Source organism: Paenibacillus nitricinens (assembly GCF_052056485.1).
Lineage (GTDB): Bacteria > Bacillota > Bacilli > Paenibacillales > Paenibacillaceae > Paenibacillus_AQ > Paenibacillus_AQ nitricinens.
This window is the reverse complement of sequence record NZ_CP183948.1, coordinates 935281-952124: the sequence shown is the minus strand read 5'-3', so window position 1 is coordinate 952124 and position 16844 is coordinate 935281. Positions and strand designations below refer to the sequence as shown.

12 protein-coding genes and 1 rRNA gene are annotated in these 16844 nt (G+C 43.3%); 5 read left to right on the top strand and 8 right to left on the bottom strand.

Annotated elements, in window-relative coordinates:
* Window positions 1-201 precede the first annotated feature (201 nt).
* Both ACN6KS_RS04195 and ACN6KS_RS04190 read right to left on the bottom strand, forming a co-directional pair.
* Window positions 202-1759: ribosomal RNA gene (locus tag ACN6KS_RS04195) — 16S ribosomal RNA — on the bottom strand.
* A gap of 383 nt (window positions 1760-2142) precedes the next feature.
* On the bottom strand, window positions 2143-6462 hold the full coding sequence (locus tag ACN6KS_RS04190) for an S-layer homology domain-containing protein (RefSeq protein ID WP_440961430.1): 4320 nt from the start codon (window positions 6460-6462) through the stop codon (window positions 2143-2145).
* Between the two features lie 168 nt (window positions 6463-6630).
* Here ACN6KS_RS04190 and ACN6KS_RS04185 point away from each other — a divergent pair, with 168 nt between their 5' ends.
* Window positions 6631-6756 carry a DUF4023 domain-containing protein gene (locus ACN6KS_RS04185; protein ID WP_052404154.1) on the top strand — a complete coding sequence of 42 codons (126 nt, stop codon included), beginning with the start codon at window positions 6631-6633 and terminating at the stop codon, window positions 6754-6756.
* A 111-nt stretch (window positions 6757-6867) separates the two neighbouring features.
* Here the strand turns inward: ACN6KS_RS04185 and ACN6KS_RS04180 are convergent, their stop codons facing one another.
* Together ACN6KS_RS04180 and ACN6KS_RS04175 are read right to left on the bottom strand one after the other, a co-directional pair.
* Window positions 6868-7566 (bottom strand): hypothetical protein, encoded by a 699-nt coding sequence (locus ACN6KS_RS04180; RefSeq protein ID WP_440961429.1) that lies wholly within the window; start codon window positions 7564-7566, stop codon window positions 6868-6870.
* 189 nt (window positions 7567-7755) lie between these two features.
* Window positions 7756-8277 (bottom strand): GNAT family N-acetyltransferase, encoded by a 522-nt coding sequence (locus ACN6KS_RS04175; protein ID WP_440961428.1) that lies wholly within the window; start codon window positions 8275-8277, stop codon window positions 7756-7758.
* 164 nt (window positions 8278-8441) lie between these two features.
* Between ACN6KS_RS04175 and mbcS the strand changes: the two genes are divergently transcribed.
* Entirely contained in the window at window positions 8442-10037 is a 1596-nt protein-coding gene (gene mbcS, locus ACN6KS_RS04170) for an acyl-CoA synthetase MbcS (protein WP_094878792.1), read from the top strand.
* Window positions 10038-10117: 80 nt separating this feature from the next.
* Here the strand turns inward: mbcS and ACN6KS_RS04165 are convergent, their stop codons facing one another.
* Both ACN6KS_RS04165 and ACN6KS_RS04160 read right to left on the bottom strand, forming a co-directional pair.
* The gene (locus tag ACN6KS_RS04165) at window positions 10118-10696 is read right to left on the bottom strand and encodes a hypothetical protein (RefSeq protein WP_094874620.1); all 579 of its coding nucleotides are present in this window, start codon (window positions 10694-10696) and stop codon (window positions 10118-10120) included.
* Between the two features lie 11 nt (window positions 10697-10707).
* On the bottom strand, window positions 10708-11148 hold the full coding sequence (locus ACN6KS_RS04160; protein ID WP_042184977.1) for a HEAT repeat domain-containing protein: 441 nt from the start codon (window positions 11146-11148) through the stop codon (window positions 10708-10710).
* Between the two features lie 227 nt (window positions 11149-11375).
* On the opposite strand from ACN6KS_RS04160, the gene ACN6KS_RS04155 reads away from it, so the two are divergent.
* The 3 genes from ACN6KS_RS04155 to ACN6KS_RS04145 are packed head-to-tail and all read left to right on the top strand — an operon-like array spanning window position 11376 to window position 14409.
* Complete coding sequence (locus ACN6KS_RS04155) at window positions 11376-11864, top strand: DUF4358 domain-containing protein (protein ID WP_094874621.1); 489 nt, start codon at window positions 11376-11378, stop codon at window positions 11862-11864.
* A 6-nt stretch (window positions 11865-11870) separates the two neighbouring features.
* A complete protein-coding gene (locus ACN6KS_RS04150; protein ID WP_440961427.1) occupies window positions 11871-13256 on the top strand; it encodes an MBOAT family O-acyltransferase in 1386 nt (461 codons plus the stop codon).
* A 13-nt stretch (window positions 13257-13269) separates the two neighbouring features.
* Window positions 13270-14409 (top strand): DHHW family protein, encoded by a 1140-nt coding sequence (locus tag ACN6KS_RS04145; protein ID WP_094874623.1) that lies wholly within the window; start codon window positions 13270-13272, stop codon window positions 14407-14409.
* Between the two features lie 398 nt (window positions 14410-14807).
* Here ACN6KS_RS04145 and ACN6KS_RS04140 read toward each other — a convergent pair whose 3' ends face one another.
* Together ACN6KS_RS04140 and ACN6KS_RS04135 are read right to left on the bottom strand one after the other, a co-directional pair.
* Complete coding sequence (locus ACN6KS_RS04140) at window positions 14808-16208, bottom strand: ATP-binding protein (protein ID WP_440961426.1); 1401 nt, start codon at window positions 16206-16208, stop codon at window positions 14808-14810.
* Window positions 16192-16839: a response regulator transcription factor gene (locus tag ACN6KS_RS04135; protein ID WP_440961425.1), complete on the bottom strand. Its 648-nt coding sequence runs from the start codon at window positions 16837-16839 to the stop codon at window positions 16192-16194. Before ACN6KS_RS04135 ends, ACN6KS_RS04140 begins: the two co-directional genes overlap by 17 nt.
* Between the last annotated feature and the right edge of the window lie 5 nt (window positions 16840-16844).

Sequence of the window (16844 nt, the reverse complement as noted above, 5' to 3'; positions counted from 1 at the left end):
CATTTACTTGTTTGCACAAGTTGCTAAAAGATGTTCTAAAACGCAAATTCGTTTCGGTATCCAGTTTTCAAGGATCAAGTCTTACTTGAGAGCTTAAACTCTCAAAACTGAGCAACGAGTGAGTAACAGGCCTAAACCTGAGATTGTGGAAGTTTAACTTCCGATTTGAATGTCTCCATTGCAGGAAACGATTCTCCATAGAAAGGAGGTGATCCAGCCGCACCTTCCGATACGGCTACCTTGTTACGACTTCACCCCAATCATCTACCCCACCTTCGGCGGCTGGCTCCCTTGCGGGTTACCCCACCGACTTCGGGTGTTGTAAACTCTCGTGGTGTGACGGGCGGTGTGTACAAGACCCGGGAACGTATTCACCGCGGCATGCTGATCCGCGATTACTAGCAATTCCGACTTCATGCAGGCGAGTTGCAGCCTGCAATCCGAACTGAGACCGGCTTTGATGGGATTGGCTTCACCTCGCGGCTTCGCTTCCCGTTGTACCGGCCATTGTAGTACGTGTGTAGCCCAGGTCATAAGGGGCATGATGATTTGACGTCATCCCCACCTTCCTCCGGTTTGTCACCGGCAGTCACTCTAGAGTGCCCAACATTACTTGCTGGCAACTAAAGTTAAGGGTTGCGCTCGTTGCGGGACTTAACCCAACATCTCACGACACGAGCTGACGACAACCATGCACCACCTGTCTCCTCTGTCCCGAAGGCCGCCACTATCTCTAGTGGATTCAGAGGGATGTCAAGACCTGGTAAGGTTCTTCGCGTTGCTTCGAATTAAACCACATACTCCACTGCTTGTGCGGGTCCCCGTCAATTCCTTTGAGTTTCAGTCTTGCGACCGTACTCCCCAGGCGGAGTGCTTACTGTGTTAACTTCGGCACCAAGGGTATCGAAACCCCTAACACCTAGCACTCATCGTTTACGGCGTGGACTACCAGGGTATCTAATCCTGTTTGCTCCCCACGCTTTCGCGCCTCAGCGTCAGTTACAGCCCAGAAAGTCGCCTTCGCCACTGGTGTTCCTCCACATATCTACGCATTTCACCGCTACACGTGGAATTCCACTTTCCTCTTCTGTACTCAAGTCACCCAGTTTCCAGTGCGACCTCAGGTTGAGCCCAAGGTTTAAACACCAGACTTAAATGACCGCCTGCGCGCGCTTTACGCCCAATAATTCCGGACAACGCTTGCCCCCTACGTATTACCGCGGCTGCTGGCACGTAGTTAGCCGGGGCTTTCTTCTCAGGTACCGTCACTCCGATAGCAGTTACTCTACCGGACGTTCTTCCCTGGCAACAGAGCTTTACGATCCGAAAACCTTCATCACTCACGCGGCGTTGCTCCGTCAGACTTTCGTCCATTGCGGAAGATTCCCTACTGCTGCCTCCCGTAGGAGTCTGGGCCGTGTCTCAGTCCCAGTGTGGCCGTTCACCCTCTCAGGTCGGCTACGCATCGTCGCCTTGGTGGGCCGTTACCCCACCAACTAGCTAATGCGCCGCAGGCCCATCCCTCAGTGACAGATTGCTCCGTCTTTCATTCTTTCTTCAGGAGAAGAAAGAAATTATCCGGTATTAGCTACCGTTTCCGGTAGTTATCCCAGTCTAAGGGGCAGGTTGCCTACGTGTTACTCACCCGTCCGCCGCTAAGTTATTTTGAAAGCAAGCTTTCAAAATAACTCCGCTCGACTTGCATGTATTAGGCACGCCGCCAGCGTTCGTCCTGAGCCAGGATCAAACTCTCCAATTAGTATTGAAAAGAGCGATATGCTCATTTTGAAACATCTGACGAGAAAATTAATTCTCTTTTTTTGGATTTCACTTTCGTGATTTCCTACTCACTCGTTGTTCAGTTTTCAAAGATCAAGTTCTCGTTGTCGCCATTTAATGTCTCAGCAGCAACTCTTATACTATATCATGTTCGGCTATTTAATGTCAAGCTCTTTTTTTAACTTCTTTTTCGAGCTCGGCATGTGTATTTCTTGGCCGGACTTAGAATATATCATGTATAGAGATTCATTGCAAGTGTTATTTGTAAAAAGTTATTGAAACACAAAAGAGCCCCAGCCGATATGCTGAGACCCCTTTGTTCAATACTTACTGAGCTTAAGTTCTTTTCACCCTGTTACTAGATTATTTCTGCCCTTTTTCTAATAATGCAAGGATTATGGTAACAGCCTCTGCTCTTGTTGCCTTCTGGTTAGGTGCAAATTTATTCTGCCCTACACCATTCACAAGGCCTGATTTCGCTGCTGCTGCAATATACGGCACAGCCCATGCTGGTACATCCTTAGCATCATTGAAGGTTAATGTCGCTTTCGGATCTACTGTAATACCAAGAGCACGAACAACCATAACTGCTAACTCTGTACGTGTTAGCTCCTGTGTAGGACGGAATGTCCCATCATCATAGCCACTGATAATTTGCAGAGATACAGCCTGTGCTACAAAAGACTTAGCCCATGCTGGAATCTTCGCAGCATCTTTAAAGCTTGATGTGTCACCACTGTCCGGCAATTGTAATGCACGTGCCAGCATTGTGATAAATTCAACCCGATTTACTTTCTGATTCGGACGGAAAGTATCATCCGGATACCCGCTAACGAAGCCAGTTGCTACTGCTTTCTCAATAACTGCTGCAGCCCAGTGATTGCTAGTATCCGTTAAAGTTGGCTTGTTAACTGGCGTTGCAGTTGGTGAAGGTGGCGTTGCAGTTGGTGAAGGTGCCGTTGTCGGTGCTGGTGTAGCTGTTGGCGCTACTGTTAGTGTTGGTGTTGCTGTCGGTTTTGTTGTTGGTGTCGTTGTTGATGGCGCTGTTGTTGGTGCTGTTGTTGGTGCTGTTGTTGGTGCTGTTGTCGGCTCTGTTGTTGGCGTTGGTGTCGGTGTAACTCCACCATTCTCATCGCCCTTAACAATACCGAACTCTTCAAGAACATATGGTTTAGCCTCATTAACATTCTGATCAATCTCATAAGATACAGCTGTCAGCTTCCCTGCATCTACAGTGATACCCACAAAGGTCTGAACTTGACCGCGCATTGGACGCGTAGCATCACTTGGGTCCGCTCCGTATTTAGCAGCTGTATTCTCATTGGCTACTTCAAAGAGATTATAATACGCATCTCCCAACTCAGGTTTCATGTTCTTGTAGTAAACCTTTGCTCCTGCTGTAGCTGGAATCAGATAGATCGTTCCATCTGGGTTTACTGTGTACTCCACAGTTTGACCATTAAAGCTTTCCTTGATCTTCACTGTGTCTGCTGCAGTTCCGTCAGCCTTGATTGGCTTCGTCCGTGCATAAATATGGTCGTGGCCTTGAAGAACCAAGTCAATGCCCAGTTCAGCCATCATTGGAGCGACCTTCGCTCTTTCTCCATTAGCACCCATAATATCTTTGTCAGTAGCGTGGTTAGAGGTTGTGTATGGTCCTTTATGCATAGCGACGATAATCCACTTCGCCCCAGCAGCCTTCGCTGCTTTTACATCGGCCTTCATCCAATCCAACTGTGCTTTGCTGAAGTTAGCATATTCATCCGAATTTTCATTCGTGTTCAAGACTACAAAGTGCGCATTGCTGTAATCATAGGAATAGTATGCTCCCGTTTCTGTTGGTGAGCCTGCGGCTTCCTTAATATTGTAGTGCTCATAGAAGGCATTCGCTTTATCCTCATGGTTTCCCGCAACTGGAACAATAGTCGTATTGAGCAAGGTTTCCTGTGAATGGCCAAGCAACCAATTCCATTGTGATTCATTGGTTCCAGTATCTACGATATCTCCGTTAATCGCCACAAACTCAGCATCCGGGAATGTCGTAAGTGCTTTTGCCATCGTTTCTCCAGAAAGAATAGCCTCATCTTCCGTCTTAGCTTGTGTGTCCGCCAGGTCGATGAAAGTAAATGCACCTGTCTTAGCAGCCGTTTCGAAAGTTCCCACTGCACTCCACAACCCTAGTGCTTTATCACCTACACGGAAGTAGTATTTCGTATCAGCCTTAAGGCCAGAAGCTTCAGCTTTATGAACTAATTCATCCTTTGAATTTCTGGAAACAGCAGAACGGCCTGTAAACTCAGCTGCTTTTATAAAGTCTGGAGTAACACCCGTGTTCTCTACTACCTGCAGGTCGCTTCCTGCAGATTTCAACGCTGTGTACCATGTGAATCCTTTTGCACTCACTGGGTCGCCGTTAAAGGTAACGGTAACTTTTTTGATAGAATCGGTAGAAGCAATTTTAGCTTCTGAATTGGTTCTGTCACTTACAGCTTTGATAACAAATTGATAGGTTTGGTTCGGATTAGTATTTTCTACAGTGTAACTGTAAGAAGTTTGACCTTCCGTATTAGGAACACTGACCGTCCAGTTTGCAGATACCAGATCATTTTGCTCATAAATGCGATATCCTGACACTGGTGCGCCAGATGCAGGCGCATCCCAAGTTAACGTGATTTTACCGCCATCTGCTACAGTAGCTTTTGCATTTTGCACAGGTTTAACAGCTACGTCAGATTTATGAATGCTGTATTTATCATACAAGTCGGTAGTTCCACCAGTTGTCGTGGTGTAGGCTTCGTATGAAAATTCATTATTCGTTACAGTCATTCCTGTGAACATTTCCTTACCAGGCTGCTCGTATTTAGCGGCAAAAGGAAACGGACCTGCGCCGACATTATATTTTTTATTGCCCGCTGCATTTGTAATCAGGTATAGCGTACCTTTAGGATCATTTACCACTCCGTTTGTATCCGGCTTAATATCCGTCAACGGCTGATTGTTGTACATTTGATAGCTTCTAGTATAGGTGTGGTCATGTCCTCCGATAACCATGTCAATACCAAGCTCATCAAATACCTTTGTCAAATTAGCTCTGTAATAGAGTACATCTGTATCATTTGTGTGACTGGCAACAGAATAAGGCGATTTATGCAAGAGCACAACTTTCCACTTCTGATCGCTTTTCGCAGCTTCACTGCGCAGCCACTCTACTTGTTTATTGTAAATTTCGTTATTCTCAAGATTCGAACTAGCACCATAGTATTCTGTATTAATAACCATAAAGTGTGCTGAACCGTAGTCAAAAGAATATACAGAGCCGTCTGGTTTTGCGCCCGTATTCGAGACATTAGGTAAATTAAAATGAGTTGTGTAATTGCTATAACTCTTACTTTCATGATTACCTACCAGTGGAACCAATGGAATATTTGCTAGAATATCCTTTGGTTTATTGAAGAACCATCCCCATTGCTCCTCAATATCACCGTTGTCTACCAAATCACCGGAATTCAGAATGAATTCACTTGTCGGGAATTTAGCCAATCCCTCTTGAAGGGTATGATTCCAAATATCAAAATCACCTTCAGTTGTTCCTTGAGAGTCCGTTGTATATAAGAACTTAAATGCCTGATTACTGGAGCTTTCTGTTGTAAACGTTCCGATGTCACTCCAATTGTCAGCTTGTCCATCCCCAGCACGGTAAGCATACTCCGTTCCCGGCTGCAAATGATCAGCAATGACCTTATGGCTAGTCAGTACAACTGATTTTTTAGCTGACTTATCCGCTTTTGTCATATACACGCTTGTTGTAACCGATGTTCCTTCGTAAGTTTGAGCACCTACCGGGAACTGACCGTCCACTAATTTAGAAGCTTCTACTACTTCAAGTTTGGTACCCGTCACACTCTCAGGTGCATACCAGTTGAATCCCATACTAGTCTGAGGGTTTCCGTTAAAAGTCAGTGCGATGGACTCAGGCTTACCAACACCAGGTTCTACTACCGGATAAGCAATCAGGTTCATATCCCAATAGAGGTCAGAGCTACCATCACTCGACTGATGCACCTCAGCTGAAAGCTCATTACTTCCGTCCTTCAAGTTAGCCTTTACTACTTCGGTAAGGTCTACCTTAGTATATTCGTTTGGATCACTTAAGTTAGTTGAACTTTTTGTTTGAAAATTAATTTCGCCCGCTGGCATAGCCTCACGGTAGATTTCTTTACCGTTCAAATATAGTACTGCTCCGTCATCAAATGCGAAATTACCCAAGATTTTATCGGATTTCGCAATCTCTTCCTTATTCACCGTTACGTTTGTACGGAAGTAAGAAGTACGATATTTCAAACTCTTATTAGAACCGTAGCTTATATTTGTGTTCAGAGCACCAAATTGCTTGCTGCTGACTCCGGTTCCATTATCTTTATACCCAAGCGGTGCTTGGCCAGACGCCCATGTTGAATCGTCGTACACGGACCGCCATACCGTTCCTTGATCTGTTCCGTGATCTAGATACTTCCACGTAGAATTCCCTGCCAATAATGTAACAGGCTCTAGCGATTGTAATTGCAGTAGTCCAGCATCCCCATTGCTGTCTTCAGCATAAGCTGGTATTCCTGTGAATGTAATTCCCAGTACCATAACGAAAGCTAAGGTCATGGATACAGCTTGTTTAAATAACCTGTTCATAATCAGTCTCCCTTACTGTTCTATGAAATGCTTGCATCCATTTATAGTAACTATTAAATATTTTCGCAATGTCTTTATAAACATAGAAGTTTGTAAAGTACATCAATGCATGTATTTATACAAAAGTGGTTACAGTAACGGCAAGGTTGCCAATCAAGGAGGATAAACATGGACGATACTCATGCTTTTGTAGAAAAAGTACATGACACCCAAAAGAAAGCTGAAAAGAATAAAGAAAATCACGGTAAAAGTACACCAAGTCAAAAGCTGCCAAATAAACAGCACAGTAAGTAAAAGTGTTTAAATCATTGGCTCCCAACACGACAAAAAAAGCAGCAAGCCTCTCCAAAATGGGAGACTTGCTGCTTTACTTTTTAAGGCACAAAGATAGGTGCTAATGAGGGCTTATTTCGTCCATTTCACTACATTCACTGCTACTTTTTCTAATTGTGTCTTACTCAGTGTTTTATTCGGGGAACTAATCGTAACAAAACGATCATCCAGTTTATAGGTCAAGAACAACGAGTCACTGGATGGGCTGTACCATTTAGCTTCGGTTCCGTTAGAGAGCTTTACGGTTTCACCTTTATATTCGTAAGCGTAATCACGAGGAGAAATGTTCACCTTCATCTGCTTAAACAGAAAGTTCACACCATCATCTGAACCCACTACTTTTTGAAATGCGTCTCCGCTCACCATTTGAGTAGGTGCATAGGCTGTTTCGAAACCTTGGAAATTGGCGAAGGCTTTCACAATCTCTTCTTTTTGAGTGCTGCTGTATTGTACAGGAGAAATAGTGTCTGTCACCGAACCTCCTGTGCCAAGAATAACCTGATTGTTCACCGCATCAAAGGTCACTGGCACCTTCATCACATCAGCAATCGCACGTACAGGAAGATAGGTTGTATTGTTATAAGTAATTGGCGCTAATGAGTTTCCTTTATTATCTACTGGTGTATAAGCTGTGCCATTCACCTTAAATCCAATGCTGTGATTGAGGTATGCCGTGATTTTCTGAAGTTTAGTGCCCGCGTACACACCAGCTGATCCTGTGACTGCCATCCCAAATACCATTGTTGCTATAAGTATTTTTTTATTTTTCATAAGTAAATCCTCCTTAGAAGTTCAATCTTTGTTCTTACTTTAGCTCAAACGAAATAAGATTATGTCTCTAAGTTGTTTCTAACTTGTACCCATTTTGTAAAGAAAAAAATCATGAAATCAATCATTTATATAAAATAAAAACAGCAACCCACTTATCCTAAAAAGGATCGTATGGATTGCTGTTAGAGATTAGCCTTGATACGGTGTTGTAACCTTATACACTTCTGTATATAAAATTTCTCGATAAAGATCGAATTCTTCCTCATCGACAGGGTTAGGGTAAGTCATGATTTGAAGCGGTAAATCCGCATTTCCTTCACGCAGAGGGGGCTGCACATACGCATAAGGATTCAAATGGAAGCCCAGTCGCTCATAAAAGCCAATTCTCCGTTGTTCCATTTCACCCAGTGGCGGCTCTACTTCAAGAAGCACAGGCTTGCCCGACTGACGGATATATTCTTCCATCAGCTTTTTACCAATGCCCCCACCTCTTATACTTGGGTCCACTGCAATATGTTCTACAAATCGAAATCCTGGAAACTCCCAGCAAGCTATAAAAGCAATGATTTTCCCCTCAGCATTCACTTCGGTAATCAATCGGTAATGTGGAACATCCAATAACTCCTGTTGTCCCTCATAGGTTCTGATCTCGGAGGTAGGAAAAGAGGCTTCCATAATAGCGAATATTTCATCAAAAGTTGTGTGATTCATAACATAGTTCTCACTTTCTGGATTTATATTTACACAAGTTATCTTAACCTTCTAAACCCTATGATATCAAATTTAAGCATCAAGGTACTAGTACCTGGTACTAGGATAACGTGCTATACTAAGCATAACCGTTATACACATCTTGTTTTATATAGGAGAGGTTCATATTGGATAATCAGCAGTGGATCGCACCTGAGTACTACAATCTCACTTCGGAAATGGAACGCCATACTCCGGAAAAGATTGCGCTTAAGTGGTTGAATGAACAAGGAGACTACGAGGAGATCACTTACGGAGATCTTCGCAAGCAAGCTAACCAGCTTGCCGGAGGGCTCGCAGCACTCGGCCTTCAGCAAGGGGATCGTGTTCTTGTAATGGTTCCCCGTCGAATCATCGCTTATGTCATCTATTTAGCATGTCTGAAGCTAGGACTTGCCATTATCCCTTCATCAGAAATGCTTCGCGCAAAGGATTTATCCTATCGTCTGCGGCATTCCGAAGCCAGAGCTGTTATTGCCTGGTCCGAGGTCACTGATGAAGTTAATAAAATCTCGGACGATCTGCCTGCTCTGGATTACCGTCTTTCCGTATCCGGCGACCCTGAAGAGCTCGGTCATGGATGGCTAGATCTTGAAGGCCTAATGATTGATCAGTCCGATAAATTCACAGCAGTCGAAAGCCACCGGGACGATATGGCGATCTTGGCCTATACCTCTGGAACCACTGGCAACCCTAAAGCAGTCGTTCACAGTCATGGCTGGGGTTATGCTCACTTACGTATCACATCGCCTCAATGGCTCGATATCAAAGAAACTGACACCGTTTGGGCAACAGCAGCACCGGGCTGGCAGAAGTGGATCTGGAGCCCCTTCCTAACCGTCCTTGGCAACGGGGCGACCGGTTTTGTATATAGCGGATCTTTTCATCCCAAAAAATATTTGCAGCTGCTACAAGATCATAACATCGAGGTATTATGCTGTACGCCAACCGAATATCGCTTGATGGCCAAATTAGAAAATCTCAATCAGTATGACTTGTCCCGCCTTCGCTGCGCGGTTTCCGCTGGAGAGCCTTTGAATCAAGAGGTCATCAACACCTTCCAGCGTGAATTCAATATCACGATTCGTGATGGTTACGGTCAAACAGAAAGTACGCTTATAATCGGTACTCTCAAAGATACTCCAATTCGAATAGGTTCTATGGGTAAATCTATTGCTCCGGGTCTAGTTGAAGTGGTAGATGAGGACGGCATTCCGTTACCTGCTGGAGTTGTTGGAGACATCGCAGTGCACTTAAGCATGCCAGCGTTATTCCATACCTATTACAAAGACCCCGGCAGAAAAGAAAGCTCTACTCACGGCGAGTTCTTCATAACTGGTGACCGGGCACGGAAAGATGAAGAGGGTTATTTCTGGTTCGAGGGCCGTGGAGATGACATTATCATTAGCTCGGGTTACACCATAGGTCCTTTCGAAGTAGAAGAAGCCCTTATGAAACATGCTTCGGTTAAGGAATGCGCAGTCGTTGCAAGTCCGGATGAAATCCGCGGGCATATCGTTAAAGCTTTTATTGTACTAAAAGATGAGACCGCCGCTTCTCCAGAGCTTGTGAAGGAGCTGCAATCCCATGTTAAAGAGTGGACCGCACCTTATAAATATCCACGCAAAATCGAGTTCATTCCAGATCTTCCGAAGACGACCTCCGGAAAAATACGGAGAGTAGAGCTTCGTGAGCAGGAGAAACGTGCCGCGCAGGAGTAACATAACAGTAGATATTGAATAAACAAAGAGCAGCTGGTCCGTAATAGGACTGCTGCTCTTCTTTATAGGGTACCAGCTTGTTACTCAGACCAATATTTCGCATCCGGGTTCAGAGCTGCACCTACTTCGCCCTCTTTTACTAAATCGCAATCGAGGTAACCCTCTTCATCCAGGAAATAAACCTCCTGCTTGTAGAACTCACATAAAGTCTCCAGGAACTTTTCAGGTGATTCATACATCACAATGAGATCCCCAAAATCATGCAGCAGGTCACATACGCGCTCCACACCATCTGCAGATTTATAGTAACAAATGAAGTCGCTGCCGTAGTTCGTTAAGATCGGCAAGATAACTCCATCCACTTGATGGCCTTTTTCCTCCAATATTCCAGCTAAAATCTTCATCTCTGCTTCATATTCATTAATATGAATTAGACGATACCCTGGAATAAATTCGATTAGACTTGGTTCTTCTTCCTCACTGCTTGTGCCTGAAACCGTGTTATAAATGGCCTTCAGCAGTGCAGGGGTTTCCGGGAAAACCGACGTAATCTTCGCTTCATTATCACCTTGGCCTAAGCTTGCAATATAGTCAGGACGTAATTCAGCGGAAAGCTTAAGGTATTCTTGAAATTGTTCAATTAATTTGTTAATTTGCATGTTGTCATCCTTTACTTGTTCGAGGAATTCCACATCTTCATCAGCCAAGCGTCAAAGTCAGCGCCCTTTTCGCCTTCGTAAATATCGTACACGTCGATTCTCATCTTCTTCAGCTTCTCTTTGAAATCTTCGTACGAATGATCTCTTGGCAAGCTCTTCTTGATTCTCAGGAGTATTTTGGATACGCCTTTTACTAGCTCCGGTTTATTCTTGGACGGTGCTTTAACATCTTCGCCGAATGCCTTTAGTTTAAGGTAAGCTGCTTCTTGAACTGTATATACAGGATCGCTCTCCATTAAACGCGTCAGGATATCGATAATTTGTTTGTGGTTAGTCTGTCCCAGTTCTTCAACAGCTTCTAGACGGGCTCTCCAATCCGCAGAGCGGTTGGCAGCTTTCTTTAATTCCTCGTAATTCTCCGGTAGTCCATTATTGTTCAGTTCTTCGATCATTCCGTTCAATCCCCTTCTATTCAAAACTATCTATCTAACATTAACAGTATAACCAACCATTGCGCAAGCTAAGAGAGGAAGATCTTTGCATGACCTTTTTCTTCGAACATATTTCCACTAAATTGGGGTAAAGTATTCGAAAGATAGTGTCCCGCAACATTCTATAGGCTCTTTACGTTAGTTAACTAGAGAAATATAGATCAAACACACCAAGGAGAGTGACCTAATTGAAAAAACATACCTTCATTCTAGCGTTAACTATTGTATTAAGTGTAGTGCTTAGCGCCTGTTCCAGTGGTAACAATGAAGCCGTTGTTGAAACCAATCTGACGCCGAAAGAAATGATCGACGAGATGCTCGCAAAAGTGGAACAGCCTTCATTAATGGAAGTTGAAGAAGATATGGTGGCTCAGCTGTACCATCTAGCTCCATCATTACTTGAAGATTATAGCATTAGAATGCCAATGATGAATGTGAAAAGTAACGAAATTGCCATTTTAAAAGTTAAAGATGCAAAAGATATCTCTACGGTCGAAACCGCCGTCAAAGAGCGTGCGACCGATATTCAAAAGCAATTCGAACAATACCTTCCGGATCAGTATGAGAACGCCCAAAATTATAAGCTGGTCACAAAAGGAAATTACATCTTATTCGTGATTTCGGAGAGTGCTGATCAGCTGGTGACTGAATTTGATACCTTGTTTACTAAAAAATAACTAGCGATGGTATTCAGCAGCCTACTCTTTCTATTCCTGTTTCTGCCGGCTGTCCTTGCACTCTACTATGTTTCGCCTAGGCGAATCAAAAACCTCATATTGTTCTTAAGCAGTCTGGTGTTTTATGCTTGGGGCGAACCGGTCTACATTGTAATTATGTTGCTGTCCACCATTACGGATTACGGCTTTGGTCTACTTCTTAGTAGACCAAAGCTGACTATGGTACAGCGCAAGTGGATTGTGGTTAGCTCTATGGTTATTAACCTGGGCTTATTGTCGTATTTCAAATATGCAGATTTTCTCATCCAAAATGTAAACGAACTCCTCGGTACTCATATCCCATTAACTGATTTACCACTACCTATTGGGATTTCGTTCTATACTTTTCAATCCATGTCCTACATCATTGACGTTTACAGAGGAACTGCTAAAGCACAGCGGAATTGGATTGATTTCGGTACGTTTGTAGCCTTGTTCCCACAATTAGTAGCCGGGCCTATCGTTCAATACAACACCATTGCAGAACAATTACGAGCGCGTTCGGTGGATATCTCCATGTTCGCAGCGGGTGTGCGAAGATTCATTATCGGACTAGCCAAAAAAGTGCTGCTTGCCAATAACATCGGTTTGCTTTGGCACACCGTTTCCAGCTCCAATCTAGATTCCATGCCTGCTTTAACCGCTTGGATTGGCATTATTGCATTTGCTTTTCAGATCTATTTTGATTTCAGTGGATATTCGGATATGGCGATTGGCCTCGGACTTATGTTCGGCTTCCGCTTTAACGAGAACTTCAACAAACCTTATATTTCACAGAGCATTACCGACTTCTGGCGGAGATGGCATATTTCCCTTAGCAGTTGGTTTCGTGACTACGTATATATCCCGCTTGGAGGCAACCGCCGGGGTTTAGGCATTCAGGTGCGCAATATCCTCATTGTCTGGCTGTTGACGGGAATCTGGCACGGAGCAAGCTGGAATTTTCTACTCTGGGGATTATACTTTGGGATTATTCTTATCTTCGAAAAATGGTGGGGTTTAAAGCTACTGAGCCGCCTACCGCAATGGGTTAGGCATCTCTATGCTATTGTGCTTATTCTCATCGGATGGGTCTTGTTCGCCTTTGAAGAACTTCCATTGGTGCTTAGTTACTTGCAAGCGATGCTTGGCTTTAACGGTCAGCCATTGTGGAATACCACTACTTTATACTTTACATACACAAACGCGATTCTACTTGTGGTACTAACTTTAGCATCCGTTCCTTTGAAACTCTCCAAGCGTATGGATGATAGATCGATTCCTTCTCTAGTTTGGTATGGCATGCTGTTCTTCCTATCTGTCGCTTATTTAGTGGATGCTACCTTTAACCCATTCTTATATTTCCGATTCTAGGGGGTGATTGTTTATGAAGCAGAGGACGGATCGAATACTAGTGGCGGGATTTGTCGCGACGCTGTTTCTGGTGGGTATAACCTTTTTCTTATTGCCAGTTCAACGTTTCTCTGAGCTAGAAAACCGATATTTGCAAAGCGCTCCCCAACTGACATGGGACAATTTATTATCCCACACCTACGCGGAAGAGGCGGAAAGCTTCGTAACCGATCACTTCCCTTTTCGAGCCAAATGGGTATGGGTGAAATCGGCAGTGGAGCAAATGAGGTTGCAGCAAGAGAATAACGGAATTTATAAGGGGAAAGATGGCTACTTATTCGAAAAATTCGAGGCACCTGATCACAATAAGGTTCAGCAATATGCAGCGGCTGTGAAACGTTTTGCCGATAAAAATGCAGCAGCCAAAATGACCTTTCTGCTTGCGCCGACATCGGTAGGCTTGTACAACGAACGTCTGCCCTGGCTAGCACCCGTATATTCGCAAGCCGAGGTGAATCAAACGATTGCTAAGGATGTAGGGGATAGTTTAACTTTTATTAATGGATTTGATGTTCTTGCTCCACATGCCGCAGAGCCCATTTATTATCGGACCGATCATCACTGGACAACCTACGGTGCTTATTTGGCTTACGTAGCTTATGCTAAAAGTATGGGATGGCAACCTCTGTCCCAGAGCGAATTCGAGATTGAGACGGTAAGCGATTCGTTCCTTGGAAGCTACCATACGCGGAGTCAATTTAACGGAGTGGCGCCAGATTCCATTCAAATGTATAAGCCTGTTCATGATGTATCCACCAAGATGCACATTGTGGATACTAATGAGACTTTATCAAGTATGTACGATCCAAGCTATCTGGCGAAAAAAGATAAGTATTCTTATTTCCTTGGCGGCGTTCATGCTCTCATGAAAATCACAAGCCAGCTTGATCCTAAAGTGGTCAAACAGGAGAAGCTGCTTGTCATCAAAGACTCTTATGCACATAGTGTGATCCCTTTCCTGACTCAGCATGTACCGGAAATCCACGTGATCGACATTCGTTATTATAACGGAAGTATCAGTGAGTATATGGCTCAGAATGAGATCAAGGATGTATTGATGCTTTTTAATACAGCTACTTTTGTTGATAATGCTTCGATCTTGAAGCTGAATTGATGGTAGGGTGATGAATATGGTGATGGGGCGTAACTGCGGGAATGTTTGGACTTTCGGTCGCTGTTGTCTCCAGATGTTTTTGATTTTACCGCTATCAGCGGATAACATCCGGAGACAGCATATGCTTCCGATGCGAGCTTTCCTTCGGAAAGCTTTCAGGCGAACGCTCCGCTCCTACAGTTCCAAAATTCCCTCCGTTACTTTTCACCATATTTATTGGGGGAAGTCTAAAAACATTCACGATTATATGTAGAATCATGTCTCTGCCTAAGAACTGTAATTCAATTCCACTAGCGTTGCATTAAGCTTCACATCATACGAACAAAGGGAGGTTTTCCCTAATCTAATCATTTAATCGAGGTATATATTATGTTCATACGAAGATACCAAAGTACTCATCATTCTGTAATTTCAACATCAAACCAAACACTAAAACTAATATACGAGTCCTCTAATGTGGCTTCGTATTTCAGATCATTTTTAGCTAGAATCTCCGCGACGATAGACAGGCCAAGTCCAGTACCGGAGATTTCTTTATTCCGAGACTCCTCGATGACATAGAACGGGTCCCAGATATACACTAGATGCTTCTCTTTTAGGCGCGTGGTTTTATTTGTAATGGTGAATTTCAGGGTATCGTGGCTATCATTCGCTAGCGATATTCCAAAAACATTCTCTTCCCCATATTTAATGGCATTACTAATTAAGTTGTTGAATATAATTTCTATTTGGCTGATATCCTCTTCAACGATGGATCGATTAACCGCATGGAAGTCGCTCTGTAAAATCAGATTTTTATTTTTGAGCGTAATATTATATTGTGAGATCACTTTGAGCAGAAGCTCTTTAAGATCGAATCTTTCTTTATGGACTTCGGTCTTTTGGATTTTGGACAGTTTAATTAAGTAATCCACCATATCCGACGTATATTTCACCTGCTCCAAAATGATATCCGTATACGTACCATCATCCAAATCGTCTTGAATGCCAATGGTATACGCTTGGATTAAGGATAACGGTGTCTTCACTTCATGTGAAATGCTTGAGATCAGTGTGTTTAAGCTTTGATTTTTCTGCTCCAGCTCTGCATGGGCACTTTTCAGGCGCTGGCTCATCTGGTTAATGCTTTTGGATAATTCTTCGATTTCATCCCCCGTTTTAATCGTCACCTGTTTAAATTCAAGATTGGAGATATCCTTCGCGACATCCTGTAGCTTCTCTAATGGGGTAATAATCTTTTTTGAAAAAAATGCCACTAACAGCAAGCTGATAATAATCCCCAAAAGAATGGAATAGAAGCTGAATTGATTTACGATATTTAAAGCATCGGTATTGTGCACAACCACAGTGCCGATGAGAATCAAACTGCCATCCTGCTCGTATATTTTCGTTAACAGGCTGGATTTCAATTTCCCCTGATTAAATAAAAGATTCACCGTATTTCCTTCGTTTACCTTCTGCAAAACTTTTTCTGTAATCCAAAACTTATTGAGTGCCACCTTATCTTTAAACAACGCAAATTGAATGTTCTCGTTAATTGCTGTCACGCTTCCTCTGTTCTCAACCCTCACAATCGTTACATTGTTATTGTTCTCGATCGCTGTTTCATTGTCCTTGAGCTGATCCAGACTGAGATCCTTTACTTCTTCATAAATAGCGTTAATCTTGGTTTTCATTTTATAAAGATAATAATCGGACGAGAAAAAATTGTGCAATAAATAAGATGTTCCAAACACAATCAGCAGAATGATACTTACCATAATCAATAACTTCGTGCTTATTTTATTGATTTTTATCATGGAAGCTGTACCCCATTCCCCTGTGTGTGATTACGTGGTCAGCCCCAATCTTATCGCGCAATCTTTTGATATGTGTATCCACGGTTCTCTCTTCACCAAGATAATCCATCCCCCAAACGGAAGATAACAAAGAATCTCTGGACAAAATCCGGCCTTTATTCTCATATAGGAAGGTTAGCAGTTCAAACTCTTTTTTATATAGGGACAGCTCCTCCCCATTCTTGAACACTTTTTTTCGCTCAAAATCAATTTCTAAGTCCCGTATAGCAGCTACTTTTTCGGTACCCAGCATTTTTTTGATTCTCAGCATTAAGATCCGTGGATCGAATGGTTTTCTTATATATTCATCTGCACCGATATCTAATGCGCTAAATTCATCGTCATGGGAAGATCGAGCGGTCAACATGACCACCTTAGCTAAACTAACCTGCTTGATTTCATTGCACACCTCAATCCCGCTTCGCTTCGGCATCATCCAATCCAATACCACAAGATCGATCTTATTCGAAAAAAAGAGCTCCAGCGCCTCCTCCCCATCTGCAGCTACCCAAACGTTATAGCCCTCTTTTTCAAAATAAGTCTTCAAGATATGGGTCATATGTTTCTCATCATCGGCAATTAGAATGTTCAATTAGC